The sequence below is a fragment of the Paenibacillus sp. B46(2026) genome (assembly GCF_056786355.1).
This window is the reverse complement of sequence record NZ_CM165907.1, coordinates 992468-1010712: the sequence shown is the minus strand read 5'-3', so window position 1 is coordinate 1010712 and position 18245 is coordinate 992468. Positions and strand designations below refer to the sequence as shown.

General features: G+C 48.8%; 9 protein-coding genes. 3 read left to right on the top strand and 6 right to left on the bottom strand.

The features are described 5' to 3' along the window. Positions 1 to 7: 7 nt before the first annotated feature. The 5 genes from AC1S8V_RS04685 to nirB all read right to left on the bottom strand — a co-directional run bounded on the left by AC1S8V_RS04685 (position 8) and on the right by nirB (position 13389). Positions 8 to 2719, bottom strand: a complete 2712-nt coding sequence (locus AC1S8V_RS04685; RefSeq protein ID WP_482072629.1) for a glycoside hydrolase family 3 C-terminal domain-containing protein — start codon at positions 2717 to 2719, stop codon at positions 8 to 10. A gap of 580 nt (positions 2720 to 3299) precedes the next feature. Beyond that, a complete protein-coding gene (locus AC1S8V_RS04680; RefSeq protein WP_482072628.1) occupies positions 3300 to 8270 on the bottom strand; it encodes a DUF5724 domain-containing protein in 4971 nt (1656 codons plus the stop codon). A gap of 24 nt (positions 8271 to 8294) precedes the next feature. Then, positions 8295 to 8714 (bottom strand): hypothetical protein, encoded by a 420-nt coding sequence (locus AC1S8V_RS04675; protein WP_482072627.1) that lies wholly within the window; start codon positions 8712 to 8714, stop codon positions 8295 to 8297. A 338-nt stretch (positions 8715 to 9052) separates the two neighbouring features. Then, positions 9053 to 11185, bottom strand: coding sequence for an assimilatory nitrate reductase catalytic subunit NasC (gene nasC / locus AC1S8V_RS04670; protein ID WP_482072626.1), 2133 nt, complete (start codon positions 11183 to 11185; stop codon positions 9053 to 9055). 20 nt (positions 11186 to 11205) lie between these two features. After that, positions 11206 to 13389, bottom strand: a complete 2184-nt coding sequence (gene nirB / locus AC1S8V_RS04665; RefSeq protein ID WP_482072625.1) for a nitrite reductase large subunit NirB — start codon at positions 13387 to 13389, stop codon at positions 11206 to 11208. Positions 13390 to 13816: 427 nt separating this feature from the next. On the opposite strand from nirB, the gene AC1S8V_RS04660 reads away from it, so the two are divergent. After that, positions 13817 to 15046 carry a nitrate/nitrite transporter gene (locus tag AC1S8V_RS04660; RefSeq protein WP_482074390.1) on the top strand — a complete coding sequence of 410 codons (1230 nt, stop codon included), beginning with the start codon at positions 13817 to 13819 and terminating at the stop codon, positions 15044 to 15046. A 122-nt stretch (positions 15047 to 15168) separates the two neighbouring features. Here the strand turns inward: AC1S8V_RS04660 and fabF are convergent, their stop codons facing one another. Then, complete coding sequence (fabF, locus tag AC1S8V_RS04655; RefSeq protein WP_482072624.1) at positions 15169 to 16407, bottom strand: beta-ketoacyl-ACP synthase II; 1239 nt, start codon at positions 16405 to 16407, stop codon at positions 15169 to 15171. A gap of 138 nt (positions 16408 to 16545) precedes the next feature. On the opposite strand from fabF, the gene AC1S8V_RS04650 reads away from it, so the two are divergent. After that, positions 16546 to 17409: a helix-turn-helix transcriptional regulator gene (locus tag AC1S8V_RS04650; protein ID WP_482074389.1), complete on the top strand. Its 864-nt coding sequence runs from the start codon at positions 16546 to 16548 to the stop codon at positions 17407 to 17409. 152 nt (positions 17410 to 17561) lie between these two features. Continuing rightward, positions 17562 to 18236: a response regulator transcription factor gene (locus AC1S8V_RS04645; protein ID WP_482072623.1), complete on the top strand. Its 675-nt coding sequence runs from the start codon at positions 17562 to 17564 to the stop codon at positions 18234 to 18236. Positions 18237 to 18245: the final 9 nt, after the last annotated feature.

The following is an 18245-nucleotide window of genomic DNA, read 5'->3' as shown; positions in this document are numbered from 1 at the left end:
TGCAATTTTATTTACCGGACTTGCTTCCGATATTCACACTGCCTGTCAGACGGATATCATCTGATGCACTGCCAACATACACTTGAACTTTACCCTTAGGCATTACCCATTCATGGGATGTTTCATCCCAATAGGACAATGCGCTGCGATCCAGTTGAATGTTGACCCGTTGCTGCTTGCCTGCCTTCAGATCGACCTTCGCCCAACCAGCAAGTTGTTTCTCTGGTGTTTCAACTTTAGTTGGCAGATTGCCAACATAGACCTGTACAACTTCTGCACCGGAAACTTTACCGATGTTACGCAGATTCAGGGATACTTCTACGGTTTCCTTATCGCCTTTGCCAGTGTTTTTCACATGCAGATTACGATAATCAAAATCGGTATACGACAGTCCGTGTCCAAAGGCAAACGCCGGTGTCATGCCTTCTTTGTCATATCCTTTATACCCTACAAAGATACCTTCGGAGTAGTTGCCCACCCCATTCACACCCGGGAATTGTTCCGCAGTGGATACCGGGGTCTGGGAATCATCTGATGGGAACGTCACCGGCAACTTACCGGATGGATTCACATCACCGAACAGCACACGTGCCACTGCATTACCTTGTTCCTGACCTGCATACCAAGCCTGAACAATGGATGGCACTTCTTTTTGCCAGGAATCCATTTCAACAGCACGACCACTCATTTGCACAACGATCGTTTTTGGATTGGCTGCCGCTACCTTGCGGATCAGCTGTTCCTGGTTATTCGGCAGCTCCAGGTCGGAACGGTCGACGTAACCTTCACTGTCATACGTACGAGTTACCACGACGGCAACATCGGATTTTTTCGCCAGATCAACTGCTTGTTGCATTTTGATATCAACAGCGTCTTCTGGAGCTTCCCAGCCAAAACGAACCTGTGCACCCATATCATGATTGGTCTGTACCGGGAAATCCGTACGATACTCAATTCGAATATTGTGGGACTCGCCTTCTTTAAACGAGATTTCTTTCTTTGTTGTACTCAATGTTTCACCTTGATTGTCTACGAGTAACTCATCATCCACATACAGTTTCGCAGAACCTAGACTGGTCAGGGACAGTTTATATTCACCCGTTTGAGGTGCTGTGATCGCCCCTGTCCAACGAGCGGACATTTTGGCATTGAATTTCGTTGGTGTCACGGGAAGCTTGGATGATTGTGCGTTAAAACCTTCATAGTTGTAGAATCCAAGATTCATGTTGACCTGATTATCTGTACGAACCAGAGAAGGATTGCCTTCCATATCTTTGTTTGTCCAGTATTCGGCACGCAGACCGTATTCCGCTCGATCTGTACCATAGTCTCTTTCACTTTTCTGAGCATCCGCTGGTGATAAAAGAGTGGAAGGTACAGCAGACGGTCCATTAAATGCATCTCCTGCGGAGATTGGATCGGTTCCGGCAGCATATTTTACATCCACATCATTACCGGCACGATCACGAATGCCTTGCAGTGGACTTACGGTATACGTCGGATTAACCAGACTGCTACCTCCACCAGCAGCAGATGCGTTATCAGCATCCGGTCCGATGACAGCGATAGATTTCACGTTTTTATTGGACAGCGGTAGCGTATTATCGTTGTTTTGCAAAAGAACCATGCTCTCTTCTGCAATTTCACGTGCTTGTTTGCCGTCTTTCTTGGCATTGATTTGTGTATTCGTTACAGGGTTGTCGAACAGCCCTTTATCGAACATTTGAAGCAAAATGCGTCTAACCTTCTCATCAATGGTTTGCTCGCTCACTTCGCCATTATTCACGGCTTCCAGTAGCTTACTTCCCCATTTGCCGTAAGGCTCTCCAGGTGTCTCCAGATCCAAGCCGGCATTAGCGGATTTGGCCGTGCTGAAGTTTGCACCGTAGTCACTCATGACGAACCCTTCGAAGCCAAACTGATCCCTAAGGACATCCGTCAGCATCTCCTTGTTCTCACAAGCATATGTACCGTTCACCTGGTTAAATGAACACATAGCCGAACCAAGATCCGCTTTTTCGACCATGGCCTGAAACGGACGCGCATAGACTTCCTGAATCGCACGTTCACTCGCTATAGCATTGGTCGTGAAACGTTCCGTCTCCTGGTTGTTCAGGATATAGTGTTTCGCTGTAGCGATAACCGGATTACTTTGAATCCCGTTCACATAGGCTGCACCCATGCCCGAAGCCAGTAGCGGATCTTCCCCGAGGGATTCGAAGTTACGGGAACCCCATGGCGTACGTGCAATATCCAGTCCAGGACCCAGAACTACATTATGTGTTGTATCATGTGCTTCCTGACCGATCAGATCGCCATATTTCTTGGCAAGATTGGTATCCCAGGAAGCGGCAAGCGCGATGGGTGCAGGCAATGCTGTGGACTTTTTGTCCTGCACATCCGGGTTAGCCACACGTACCCCTGCAGGTCCGTCTGCCATCTGTAATGCCGGAATGCCGAGGCGCTCCAATCCATCATTATAGAAACCATAATAGTTATTGACTTTTCCTGTTACGAATCCAACTTTCTCCTCCAGCGTCATCTCCTTGAGCAGTAGCTCGGTGCGTTCTTCCGCAGATAGAGATGTGTTCATCCATGGCCGATCGGCCCCGGATTCCGCTTCCGCGGCGAAGGCGTGTAGCGGCATAGCCGCAACCGCCACGATGATTAATAACATAAACCATCGTTTGAGGAAAATCAGATTGAGTCTTCTGTTCATGTTGTAAGCTCTCCTTCTCTCTTGATCATTTTTCTCGCACACATCTTGAATACATGTATACAAGGGAATGCAAACTGGCTTGATCCCAGTCTTTCAAGCATTCAGGTCGTCCTGCACATGGCTTCTGAAACTGCAACCTGCAAGCAAGTCAGCAGATTTCGCTTCCTAACGATAGCCGACCTGTTCATGAATTACATCCCCTTAAATTTGGTAAAAGCTCGATTAGAACAAGCCTAGTTCTTTGGAATCATCTCTCTTTGGATTCGGGTAACAGAATAAGAAAACGAATTATTTACATTTTCGTAACCACTTTAGAACAAATTCTTTACTTTTAAAAACAGTCAGTTCGACCCACTCCCGATCAACCAATTAATGCAATTAATTATCAGATTAAGGAATATGCCCAGACGCTCTGGGTCCTAAGTCTATTTGAAACTGGAACCAATCCCGCCCATTGAAATATTCAATAATATAAAAGCAACTGAAGTCCCTTTTAACAGGTTCCTCCGTTGCCTTTATGTTGGAATCTCTCCAGAGTAACAGATAAAAAAACCGCCCCACGACGAGGGGCGGTTCACTTCTAGTTCTGTAACTGTGCCAGAATCTGCGGGTCCTTGATCTTTTTATCTTCGGCGAGCAACATCACCTTGGACAGAATCTCAGCTGTTCTCGGATCTTCATCGAGGAATGGCAGGAAGATTCGACCCCGATGCTGACTGTGCACCGGAACAATATGAAGTGCACCTGTGGCTTGTTTGAACACATTACCACTCCCCAGATGAACAGCATACTCACCCAATTCACCATCAATTCGTGCGTAATTCCCGTCCAAACGTACATTGTCAATTTTCAGCAGACGCAACGATTCATTCACAATGACATGACGCATCTCGATTGTTGTCAGGCTGGCCTCCGGATCTACGCCTCCCACATGTGCAACGCTGACCACCAGATCGATATCACGCATGACTTCCGAGAAGAACGTCAACGGCACATCTTGCAGCGCTACAGGTTTGTAGCTCTTGCGATCGTAGAATTGCACCGTCTCCAGCGTTGGTGCTTCGGTATCTGCCGGTGAGAACCAATCCGCCATGGCATATAGGTTCGCGATCAGGTTATGCTCGTAGCTTACCTTCTGTAGACCTTCTTCATAACTGACCGTCCATTGGCGTCCTTTCAGCAGAGCCACTGCTTTTTTCGGTTGAATCTGATAACCGGCATAGCGGCGGGACACCGTACCATTAGCCAATTCGTCCTCATTAGGAAGATACAGCTCACGGAATACCTGCTTGAACGGCTGACGCTCCTGACGGTTGAATAGATCCCGCTGGAATTCACTCCAGCTTCCGCTCTGATACAGATGAAGCGGATGAGCAATCAACAGTTGATCCTGTTCCGATAGTGCATGGATCGTACCCTCCGGTCCTGGAGCAACCAAACCACTGGACGATACATCGAATCTTCCCGTCTTGTCACTTGACTGGAATACAAGTGTTCTTACCAGCGGTTGTATAACCGGATTTTGCATCAGACTGGCAATTTCCTGACGTGTAAAGGATGTTCCAGCAGTCATCGAACGTTCCAGCTCCTGCCGTGCCCGGCGATACTGATCCACCAGATCCGATTTGAGCTCTTTCAGTTCAGCGATATATCCATCTTTTTTGAACCGGGCAGGTACAGACTTGAGTGTCTTGCCTTTGCTAACGATAACCATCTCGGGTTGGCCTTCCTCATCAATGACCAATTGTGCTGTCGTGTCAGCATCCAATGCATGAGGTTCAAAGAAGGATTTCATCTCATCCAACTTACGTGCTTCCATGTCCCACATCAGCCGCGTAACATCGGCATAACCTGCATTACGAGCAAGATTGCCCAGTGCAATCTGTGATGCCACACCTTCACTGGCACGGCGTTGTGCACCGAATTGTTTGCTCTGCATCAGAAACTTCTGAATGAAGTCGTATCGCTCACGCAGATCCTGTTCCCGATTAGCCGCGAATGGGATCAGGCTGTAGGTTAACAAATGATCCTTGTTTCGCTTGTCTGACACGGACTCACGCATATCGTCCAGTCGAAGCTTGCCCAGTGCAGCATCTGCGAACAATTGAGATCTGCGGTGATTGGCTCCGCCAGAGATATATTTGGCGCAATCGTATAACAGATTGAACCGTTCCTCCCCGACAGCAGCATAGGCCTCTTCAAACCACACGATATCAAACGCACCTTCATTGAAGTCCTGTGGTGAGATTGGAGAATAGTGGGCCACGATGGTTTCTTTCTCCGCAGTAAAGCGTTCATTGATATGGGCATGGAAGTACCAGGCTGCACTGCGAAGACCTTCCCATCCCAGATGTTTCGCAACAATCTCCATCCACTGCGGGGCGTACATGGCTGCTTCCAGCAATTTTTTCTCATTCACCGGATATTTCTGGAGCAACTCTCCGAGTCGTTTCTCATCTTCTCCATCCCGTGGATGACAATTCTGAATCAGATAGCTGAATGTCTCTTTGCGTGTTGTGTTGTCCCCATAACTGTAGATATATCCACGGACAAATGTATCCTGATCCATCGCAGAGACCAGATGTACCCAGTGTTCCATGCCTTCAATTCGATCCAGTTTCATGGCAAGTGTGCTTACTTCTGTAGAGAGCTCTCCCCGGGTCAGCTCAATCTCCAAAATGCGATCGACCACCGCATCTCGCAATTGAACAAGCTTCGGATCACTCGCGATCACTTCTGTACGAGTGGATGTTAAGTCCCGAATAAACAACAGACGATTCCCACCGACCAGCACCTGTCGATATATCTCCTGATCATCAATCAGGTTCAACTGGTACGCACGCAGGAAATCTTCAAGTGACAGTAAAGACAGCGGCTGACTACTCTCTACAAGACTGGTGAACTGGTAAGCTGTCTGGAAGAAACGTTTGAAGCTGTCATCGTCATGGATTTTGCCACGAACTACATAATTCCAAGGTCCAGTCAGAATATGAAGCATGCCTGACTCCTTCTCGAGTCGATCAGCAGGCATACTCGCGATGATGGAGGCCCAGGTTTTCTCAGCTATTTCAAACGTGTCGATCGGATCGCTATCCAGAAATGCCGCCGATATCAGCACCACTACCTGATCCTTATACGTTAACGAATCCAGCATCTGCTGTAGCTTTTCAATATCCTCCATAGGGTAGATCTGCTCGGCAAACGACTTGCGCCAGCCTTCCAATAACGGAATCTTCTGCAATTCGTCATAGTCATACTGCTCACGGAAATAACTATAAAAATCGCTCAAATTGCCATTGAACTCCCGGAGCTGTATAACCATGTATAGCTGCATCAGTTCCACACTGCTGAACCCGGCATGTTGAATATAGTTCTCCCATACGTCATGAAGCGGAAACTGATCAAGCTGCTTCATTTCATTGCGCTCTGCATACGGAACCCTGGAGCGAAGACTCGCTCCGACTAACAATGTGTCTTTGTATCCAGCGTAGTACTCCACTTCATACTCATAATCCCTGTGTTCATGCACCAATGCATTGAGCCCCTCCAGGAATGGTCTGGTCTTATCCAGAGAGAGCGTAAAGATATCCTTCGGAGTACGGCCCTTGAGGTCACGCTTCTCATCCAGCAATGGCTCACGTCGCTTCGGATCGAATAAACCAAATCCATTATAGGCTGTGTAACGACTCCCCTGATCTGTCAGCTTATCCAGCAGTTTCTGTTCCTTGGCAGTGGGTGTCTCAATCAGCTGTGCCAATGGCTGCAATTGCTCCTGCTGGTCTGCCCGCTCCGGATCTGCCGCAATCTCGGTCAACAATTCGAGCGCTCCCAGACGCTGCAGTTCACTCTTAGCCTGCAAAAGTCGCTTCAGTGAGACCGTCAATTGGTCCACGGGTTGCAGTAATAATACATGGATGACCTTCTGACGAAGTGAGCCTGTCTTGAGCTTCATCAACGCCTCCATCTGTTTCATCTCATCAACCGTCAACGTGAGCAGCTTCGCTTTGGCGAGTGCACTCTCCCGGTTACTCATACTTTTATCAGACAAACTCTCAAACACAAACTGTCTTTGCACCTCATTCTCGGGATGCTGAACAAACTGGGACAACAGTTCTCCGCGCAGTTCCGGGCTCAAATGGTCCTTAATTGCGATGACTTCACCGATCCATTCCGGGTCCATATCATAAGCGGCCAGATATAACATTTTCTTCACTACATCATCCGTATCAATCCGGTAGTGAACATACTCCAATACACCCGACGGTCCACCTGACCCGCCTTTTGGAATGACAGCAAGCATCTGTTTGAACCGATCAAAGTCCTGACGCCGCAAGGCCTTATCTCCAAGAGCAGGCAATGGCCACACGTAGACGCTACGCTGATTTTCTCCATTCTCGAAACTCCAGTTGTACATATACATCGCATCATAGTTGGTCACAATCCAGTGCATCAACTCGGTATCCTGAGCCTCCAGATAACGACGTGCAATGTGCAAACGAAGCTCCCTGTTCTGGCTGTTAGCCAGTACATATTGGGCAACAATCTTCTGATATAACTGACCTTGATCCATAATCTCGATTATCTTGATCTTCAATTCATTCTCTTCAATGACCGCTGTCGCCCACAGACTGATAAAGAGTTTGTTGGCGTTTGCTTCCTGCTGCCAGGCCTCGCGTACTTCTGGTTGCACAAGCGCCTGATAGGCCTGTTCAATCAACTGTGCGGCAACACGCTGGTTGGCTGCTTCTATGCCGATCCCCGTCCATACGGCGAGCGCTCTTACCACGGAACTGAAACGAATCAGGTTGTTGTCGATAATGATTTTTAATATGTAAATATAGGCTTCCAGTGTCCCTTCATCCATCCGCTCCACAATGCTTTGGCGCAGTCCTTCCTGCAACCTTGCTGCAACCAGCAGCTCACCCACCATCTGATAGGCATCCGCCTGATCGCTCATGAATATGCCTTTGATCATTTCATGGGTTAACAATGCCGTCTGATTGTCACCATATATAATATCGTGCAGTGCCTGCTTCATACCTCCGCCCTGATGATCCAGTTCATATGCGATACAATCCGCCAGGACCCAACGGATCTCATGCAGATAATCCAGCTTGTACTCACGAAGTGACACATATTCTTCCAGGGAGAAATTCTGCATTTCCATTCGGAACAATCCCATCAGTTTGCGGATGACCTGTGCTACATGTTGCTCCGGATCGGATGTGCGAAAAGGCCGGCGTTCATAGTTGTTACTGTATGGAAAACGAGTTGCACGCTCTGCGATATAACGGAATCGTTCAACCAATGACTCGCTCGCCAGATGCTGGAGCACATCCAATAGTGGCTGGAATAATGGTTTCTGCGTTTCCGCGGCAAGCCTTCCAAGCAACCCTTCTGTATTCAAAAACATCTTTTCGTCTCCACGCAAATACGTAGACCCGGCGATCTCCACAACATAGCCTGCCAGCTCAAGCTGTACCCCTGTGAACGACTTGGCTCTATCCTGCAATCCATCCATATACACCTGTACCTGATCTTCCTGATTCATCCTGTTCTCCTCCTTGATCGCTCTCTACCACAGACGTCCGGCAAGCATTGTAAAACGGATAAATACCACGTTATCGCCGTCTTTTATAACAAGTGACTCGTCCAGCTCCTGCAATTCTTCATCGTTGAGAAACACTTTGTACAATCCATCCTCATAGGCAGTTATCGCTGTCTCCATCGCAACCACCAGATCAGGAACACCCTCGTTGTAAACTGCACCAAATCCGACTTTCCCCGCCGCTCCCTGCGCCTCAATCTCATCCGGCATCAGGTAGGCGAGCAATTCTGCCTGTTGGTTCTTGTCTTGAAGAGCTTTCACTTGCAGAGCCACCATGTTCTCAATGAGCTGCCTTAACGTATGAGTTGTTTCCGGAAGTTCGGCAGCTTGCTTGGCAAGTACCGGCTTGCGCTTACCCAGACTTTTTACCGTTATCCATACGTTCACTGTATTGCCCCCTCTGTCCTGCTCTATTTGAAGAAGCTTCCATAAGCCCCGATATCTATACCACGAAGTGTAATGGCCTAAACGTGAAACTGCTATCTGACTCAAAACATAATCAAAATACGTACATATGTACCCCTAATGAACATCATAACTAAAATACAAACCATATTCATGAGCCAATCCTCATGTTTACGTGGAACCACGGAACTATGGCCTACTTGCGTACATATACGCAAAAAAAGCCGCACAGTCTCATATAAATATGGACTGCGCAGCCGCTAAGCTACCATCAAAACAGCTTATGACGCTGGAAACCTGTAATCTGAAATCGGTATGAATCATTTGGCCAATCGCAACGGTCGAATGGTTACGGCTGCTGTCTTGAACCCAGGCATCCGGCAGAACGGGTCCAGTTCCGGTCTGGTTGCCCGGTTCACATTCTGAATACCACCCCAATGCATCGGTACGAACAAGGTATCCTCCCGAATGGAATCTTTGATGCGCGAACGAACCGTGAAGCTTCCGTACACCGATTGAATCTCTACCCACTCTCCATCGTGAATGCGATGACGGGAAGCGGTAGCCGGATGAAGTTCAACGAAGTTCTCCAATTCACGGGCTGCGAGTGCCGGGCTACGATGTGTCTGCACACCAGTAAGATAATGAGGAAGCACACGTCCATTGGTCAGAATCAAGGGGAATTCCGGAGATACATCATTCCATCCCGGGCTTGACTCAAAGGTGAAAGCCGCTTTGCCGTCGGGATGAGCGAATCGTTCACCAAACAGCAGCCCTTCTCCCTGCTCCTCCGGGGCAGAACACGGCCAGTACACCCCTTTCTCGTTACGCAAACGCTCATAGGTAATGCCATAGTAATCTGCCACTCCACCACGGCTCGCCACACGAAGCTCATTAAAGATATCCTCAGCAGTGTCATATTGAAAGTAAGCGGCTTTGTTCAATTGCGCAGCAATTCGGCATAATATATCCCAATCATCGAGCGTCTCTCCCGGCGCAGGTCGCCCCTGTTCACGAAGTAAAACACGCCCCTCCAGATTGGTGAGTGTACCTTCATTCTCCATATAAGACGTAACCGGGAGAACCAGATCGGCCATTCGCGCTGTCTCGGACAGAAACATATCTGCCACGATCAGAAAGTCCAGCTTGCGCAGACCTTCTTCCACCAAACGCACATTGGGATTGGATACGACCGGGTTGGAGCCCATTACGAGCAATGCCCGAATCTCCTGATCATGGACCTTCTCCATCATCTCGTAGGCCGAGACTCCTTTGCCTGGCAAACTTGCAGGGTCCACGCCCCAGACGGATGCCACATAGACACGATCAGCTTCATTTTCAATGGATCGATAACCCGGCAGCTGGTCAGCCTTTTGCCCATGCTCCCGTCCACCTTGCCCGTTCCCCTGACCTGTGATGGCGCCATACCCGCAGCCTTCTCTGCCGATTTTGCCAGTCGCCAGCACCAGGTTCAGAAAGTGCCTCACGGCCATATGCCCATCCGTCTGCTGCTCCACACCACGTGCTGTCATGATCATGCCTGTCTCTGCCTCACCATAGGCCATCGCTGCCTGACGAATCAGCGCCAGATCAACCCCGCACGCTTGCGCTGCCTGTTCGAGTTGCAGATCAGCCAACCCTTGTATCAATTGCTCGTAACCATGCGTTCGTTCGCCTATAAAATGAGGGTCCACCAAGCCGGCATCCATAATCACTTTCAACATGGTATCCGCCAACAAGGCATCCATGCCAGGTTTCACCTGCAAGTGAAGATCGGCAATGGCTGCGGTTGCCGTCTTGCGTGGATCAATAACGATAATGAAGGCTCCGTTCTCCTTCGCCTGATTGAAGTATGGCAGAAGGGTAGGTTGGCATTCTGCAATATTGGTACCTGCCAGTACAATGCAGCCCGCCTTCGGAATATCGGACAGGCGGAACGTCAATCCGCGGTCCATCCCGAACACTTTACTGCCAGCCGAAGCCGCAGCTGACATACAGAACCGTCCATTATAGTCGATATACTTCGTCCCCAACGCAACCCTCGTGAACTTGCCCAGCAGGTAGGCCGTCTCATTCGTCAAAGATCCGCCTCCGTACACCCCGACCGTATCTGCTCCATAAGAATCTTTCAAGTCCTGGAACCGCTCTGCGATGGTCTGAATGGCCTCTTCCCAGGAACAGGGTTCCAGCTCGCCATCGCGACGAATCAGTGGATGCATTAATCGTTGACCACTGAGCGCATGTTGATGAGCATTCATACCCTTCACACACAGCCTGCCCTGAGAGGCTTCATTTGGAACACCCTGAACTGTATACTCACCACGACGCTGGCCTGCAATAGGTGCAGCCAGTTCTTCAACAGTCATCTTGCATTGCACACTGCAATACGGACACTGGGTTTCCTTTACATAGAGCTTGGAGGCTGTTGGTTCTGAACTCACGGATAATCCCATCTTCCATCCCCGCCTTTCATCTATATATCTGCTTGAAGTGTAGCTGCAAGTTCCTTCTGCAACTGGTCATCCAGCAACGTTTCCCGAATCGACATGAATCCCAATCGCTCGGTCCATGCCCATAATGGCTCATCATACCAGGCGGTTTGGCGATACCATTGAAGGCAGGCTGATGCGAGTGTGGCCGCTTGTACTTCTGACTCAGCCACCCCGAGCAAGCCACCTTGCTTGACCGGATGCTCTGCATGACCGCCTGCATAGATCTCCCAGCCAGCTGGTGAAGCCAGCAAACCGATGTCCTGCACAAGTGCGCTAACCAATGATCCCGTTCCTGGTGCGACGCCTATATTTACGGGTGACGGCATCGCTGCACCGATCCAACGCGTACGAAGCTGCGCAGCCAAGCTCCCTGCATCCCTTGCATAGAATGACAATGGGATATAATCATCCCAGCGCACCTGAACCTCCGAGTGACCTTCGATCTCATCATCCCTTGAAAATTCAGCCTGATTTCCATTTCGTTCAACTATAAGATATTCCGTATTCATGATCTCTCTGTCATTGATCGATCGATTGGATACCTGTAAGTAATAATGGATTACGGGGCGACATACCGTGCAACCATGTTCCGAACCCCAACCCATTTTCTGCAGAATCAAAGGTATGTCTGATAGGTCTATCTCCATAACAACGATGTCATCCAGCATTTCCTTTAGCCCTGCATGCCCAAGTTCAGTACAGCCACATACAGGCATTGGAGCCATTTTCTCTGGTGTGGTTACTACGCCAGTACCACCGTTATTTTTCAGATTATGTGTATGTTTCAACAGAGCAGCCACCATCGGGCGACAGCCACCGCATGAACCTGAAGCCTTCGTCTGGTCCTTAACCTGATCTGCCGTCTCGAGGCCCTGTTCTTGAATAGCCTTCATAATGGCAGCCTTGGTCACATTGTTGCAGGCACATACGGTCTCCTGAGCCGGTAATGCCGCAGCAGCCACCTCAGCCGGGTCCGGGGCCCCTTCACGCGGAGCCAATTCCGTTACATCCGCACCTCGTTGCACCAGTCCAAGCAATGCCGTTCCTTCAGCTGTATCTCCAAATAAAATGGCGCCGCGTACTTTGCCAGCCTGCATCAGTACTTTTTTGTACGTGCCTCGAATGCCATCCAGATGTTGAATTGCAGTCTGCATGCCTTCACCGCTAATCTCACCCGCCGAGAAAACATCAACTCCCGATACCTTCAATTGTGAGTAAGGAATTGAACCCTTGTATTCAGGCGTTTCCCGTCCACAGAGCGTACGTGCGAGTACTTTCCCCTGCTCGTATAAGGGGGCAACCAGCCCATAACTGATTCCCCGATGTTCAGCACATTCCCCAACGGCGTATATATCCGGTGCACTGGTGCGCATATAATCATCCACCATGATTGCCCGATTCGTAGCGATTCCGCTTCGTCTGGCCAGGTCCACATTCGGCCGAATCCCAACAGCGACAATGACAACCTGAGCTTCAAGCTTGGAACCATCTGTGAATAGCAGCCCTTGGGCCTGTGATCGCCCGGTAATTTTCTGCGTATTTTTGGCCAAAAGAAAGGACATGCCCTGCCCTTCAAGTTCCTGTTGAAGCATCGCTGCAGCCTTCTGATCGAGCTGTCGGTTCATAATGTAAGGTGCGTTATGGACCACCACAGCTTCCATGCCCAGATGCAGCAACCCACGCGCAGCCTCCAGACCCAGCAAACCTCCACCAATGACTGCGGCCTTACGATATGCTTTGGAATAATCAGACATGCGCGTACAATCATCAATCGTTCGGAAAGACATGACACGCTCTTTATCCATTCCCGGAATCGGTGGGATAAACGGTGAAGACCCCGTCGCCAGAATCAGGACATCATAGGTTTCTTTTATTCCGGATTCCGTCTCTATATATTTTCCACGGGTATCAATGCGATGCACCGTTTCACCTGTACATAGCCGTATATGATGCTCGGCATACCAGGTCCAATCATTGATAATGATATCCTGTAACGAATGCTCACCCTGCAATACTTTCGATAGCATGATCCGATTGTAGTTGGGACGGGGTTCATTACCGTAAATTACAATCTCATACATATTAGGCTCCAGTGCGATGATCTCTTCGACACACTTCACTCCAGCCATGCCATTCCCGATAATCACCAGTTTGCTTCTGCTCATGGGCTGCCCCCTATCTCTCTCACTCCTGAAAATAAACAGAAAAATCCCTTCTCCATGATTCGGAAAAGGGCACCGTTGCCTCCGGAATCCACACGCCATTGTGTAGATTCATATTAGATTCAGATTAAGGGAATCTCAATCATATGTCAACATAATTAACATGATAAACCCGAAACATGATTAAAAAATGAATTATTTAAAATTTCGTGTAATTTTTGTTGACATCTCTATTTTCTCTTGATTATAATTTGAATCAAAATCACAGTGCTGTGATCAACTCAGATGCGGGAACACAATGACGTGTACCGCCTGTCGGCAACGGGGCCGCAAATCGTTCATATCTGGACGAATTGCGGCCTTTTTCTGCCTCAACACGCACATAGACAAATCACGAAGATTTCAATTGGATGAGGAGCGATGATGGATGATGGAGAGCAAAAGTTTTTGGAAAAGCGGGCATAAGCCCACCCTCTTCGGGGCGTTTATGTATTTTGACATCAGTTTTATGATATGGGGGATGCTTGGCCCACTCGCAGTTATCATTGCATTGGACTATCCAATGACTCCGCTGGAGAAGGCCAATCTGGTCGCGTTACCTATACTTGGTGGCTCCATCCTGCGGCTTGTGCTTGGCTTCATGTCTGATTATATGGGGCCGAAACTGACCGCACAGATCGGTATGCTTGTCACACTGCTTCCTTTGTTACTCGGCTGGTTATGGGTTGATTCCTTAAACCAACTGTACGTGGTAGCACTCTTGCTGGGTGTGGCAGGCGCCTCCTTTGCCGCTGCGCTACCTCTGGCGGGCCAATGGTATGGCAAGGAGCATCAGGGTCTAGCCATGGGTATTGCCGGGGCGGGCAACAGCGGAACCGTACTCGCGACGTTGTTTGCCAATCGCTTGGCTACACATTTTGGCAGCTGGGAAGTCGTGTTCGGACTTGCTATTATACCAATCGCTATCGTATTTATTCTCTTTTCTCTCTTTGCCAAGAATAGCCCTAATCGGCCTGAACCCAAGAAATTGTCCCAATACGGAAGTCTGCTTAAACAAAAAGATGCCTGGGTATTCTGTGCATTCTATTGTGTAACCTTTGGCGGTTTCGTTGGATTATGTAACTATCTCACCATCTTCTTCAACACCCAGTATGGACTCTCTCCTGTTCGTGCGGCAGACATTACCACGTTCTGTGTGATCGCAGGCAGTTTCTTCCGGCCTGTTGGGGGTTACCTGGCGGACAAAATTGGTGGAACCCGCATGCTGACATTCCTATACACAGGAGCTTGTGTCATGTTAATCGGTGTATCCTTCATGCCACCGCTTCCGGTTGTAGTCGTCATGCTATTCCTCGGTATGATGTGTCTGGGAGCCGGAAATGGTTCTGTGTTCCAACTGGTTCCTCAACGGTTCGGCAACGAGATTGGTCTGATGACAGGTATAGTAGGTGCCGCTGGCGGATTGGGCGGGTACGCGCTGCCGCTGATTCTCGGCCAACTGTATAACAGTTATCAATCCTACACGCCAGGCTTTGTCATTCTTAGCCTGATTGCAGCAGCTTCCCTGTTCCTTGTTCTCTTCATGCAATCCCGCTGGCGTGTAAGCTGGCTGAGCCGAGGTAACAAAGGCATGGCTGAATCGACGTCTCTCTCTTCGTAAGGTGTAAAATCACTCGGCCGTCAACCACGGTACAGTATTTGCGGATGATCCATAAGTAACCAAAGGAACAGCGTAGCCCCATCAGGCAGCGCTGTTCCTTTGGTTACGGCTGTTCTTTCTGCTCAAGATGAATACTTTTGAAGAACAATAACGGCATTATGGCCCCCGAATCCAAAGGAATTAGACATCCCAATCCGCAGCTCTGCTTTTCTTGCCTCGTTAGGTACGTAATCCAGATCACATTCGGGGTCCCTCTGCTCTTGATTGATCGTTGGAGGAATGATGCCATGTCGCAGGCTTTGGATAAGCGAGATCGCCTCCGCACCGCCTGCTGCACCAAGCATATGTCCCGTCATGGACTTATTCGCTGTGACCGGAATATCATAGGCAGCTGTCCCGAAAAGTTGTTTGATCGCTCTCGTCTCGGACAGATCACCCGCCTCTGTACTGGTGGCATGAGCATTAATCACATCGATGTCTTCTGGGCCAATCTGAGCCTCTCTCAATGATGCCTTCATCGCCAGATATGCACCCCGGCCTTCCGGATGGGTAGCTACCATATGATACGCATCTGAACTGGCACCATATCCAATCACTTCAGCCAGAATATTCGCCCCTCTTGCCAGTGCATGAGACAGGGATTCGACGACCAGAATTCCAGCGCCTTCTGCCATGACAAAACCGTCTCTCCCCGCATCAAATGGACGGCTTGCTGTTTGGAACGCTTCATTTCTTGTAGACAACGCTGTCGCATTACCGAAGCTTGCCAGCGACACTTCGGTTACAGCCGCTTCTGTTCCTCCAGCAATAATGACATCGGCTCCGCCATGGCGGATTAACCGGAAAGCCTCTCCAATGGCTGTATTGCCAATGGAACAAGCCGTTACGGGCGACAATGTCGGCCCCCAACAACCGAACCTCATACTGACCATAGCCGCAGCCATATTGGATATCATCATAGGTACCAGGGTTGGGCTGACTCGCGCAGGTCCCCGATCGGACAGGACCTTGCCTTGTTCCATCAATGTCTGGATTCCGCCTATGCCGGAACCAATATACACACCTACCCGCTCACGGTCCAGTTCGTCCATCACGAGGCCTGATTGCGATACGGCCTGATCTGCGGCAGCAATAGCAAATTGAACGAATCGGTCCATACGCCTTGCCTCCTTGCGCCCAAAACGCTCTTCACCCTCAAACTCACGGACCACGCCAGCGATTCTGGTTTTGTAAGAAGCTGTATCAAAATGTTCTATAGGCGATACACCTGATCTACCCTCAATTAATCCATTCCAGAATGTATCTACATCATTTCCCAAAGGAGAGATAACTCCCATCCCCGTAATCACAACTCGTTCCATGTCCATCCTCCTTCAGCACGTTTTGCTACCTTACTCTTACGCTATGACACTAATAGTGCACTTTCGAATATCCTATTACAAGTTGTCAATTATAATAGTATAATGACTACCATGATAATGAGGATCGAAGGTGATGGATTGAACTACGATGTCAGGTTACAAGCCCTGTCTACTTTTCTGAAAACACAACGCTCCAAAATTTCTCCGGAATCGGTCGGTTTACCCACGGGAAGTCGGCGCAGAACGCCCGGGCTGAGGAGAGAAGAGGTTTCCCAACTGGCAGGCGTGAGCACAACGTGGTATACCTGGCTTGAGCAAGGTCGGGATATTCAGGTATCCCATTCCGTTTTAGACAACATCGCTTCAGCACTAAGGCTTACTGCGGATGAACGAAAATATCTGTTTTCGCTCGCCATGGAACATCATTCGGAGCTGCCTACGCTGGAAGAAGAACCTGTTCAACTTCACCCTTCCTTGCGAAAAATCTTGCAGGAACTTCAATATTGCCCTACCGTGATCTCGGATCGGCGTTGTTACATCGTCGGCTGGAATGACGCGGCCCGGCATGTTTTTATGGATTTTGAACAGATTCCCCCCGAACAGCGGAATATGATCAGTCTGTTATTTGATCGAAAGGAATTTCGCAGGCTCGCGGTGAACTGGGAGGATTTTGTTAGCGGATTTCTGGCGATTTTTCGTGCTTATTATGGTCAGTATGTCGATGATGAATGGTATAATTTATTTCTGGATGACATGATGAACAAACATCCCGATTTTCATACGCTCTGGAAACAAAGCAGTGTCAGCAGTGCACCGGATGTATTAATCGAATTCAGACATTCCAAAGCAGGAAAAATGTTGTTTGATCTGACTTCGTTGCAGGTTCAAGGCAGCTCTGATCTACGTTGCAGTGTCTACACCCCGGCACCAGAGACCGCTACCGAGCGCAAATTGATGCACCTGATCGAGCGTGAAGCAGATTCACATCTTGGCACGCATTAACTCAGAATCTCTCAGGTCTTGCCCAGTCATGTTAGAATCCTGACATCCTTATGTTGCATATTTTAATTATCAGGGTATACATGAATAAGTAAATTTAAGCTAACACATGGATCGTAGACCTTCTACACGAAGTGGATTCAGAAAGGAATATCATGACCAAAGTGCTTATCATTGAGGACGATAACATGTTAGGAGATACATTATCCCTGTATTTGCAAGGTGAGGGGTATGATGTTATCCGCGTCGATAACGTAAGAGATGGTCTTCTACAGCTTCAAGCGCGGCATGATATCCTGCTTCTTGACCTGTTGCTCCCTGATTCGGAAGGCAAGAATCCCTGTTCTCTCATACGTCAACATACGGCAATCCCCATCATCGTCATCTCTTCATTAACCGAAGTCTCTGAGCGAATTCGATCATTAATAGACGGAGCTGATGATTATGTATGCAAACCTTTCAGCATGCAGGAAGTGAAAGCACGTATTGAGGCTGTATTGCGTCGTTACTCCATATTGAACAGCTCCATTGTCACTGTACAGGATTCCGGAATATCTCTCGATTTGGCTCGGAGAGCCATCCTGTTGAATAACCAGCGAGTGGAAATGACATTCTCCGAATTTGAGATCATGAAGCTGTTTGTCCTCAATCCTGGCAAGGTCTACAGTCGTTATGCCTTGATTGAAGCCATTCGTGGTATTGATGCTTATATTAATGATCGCACCATAGATGTGCACATTACCAAGCTCCGTAAAAAGATTGAAGAAAATCCGAAAAACCCCCAATATATTCAAACCATCTGGGGGATCGGATATAAGTTCACTCCTTAACACATCAGC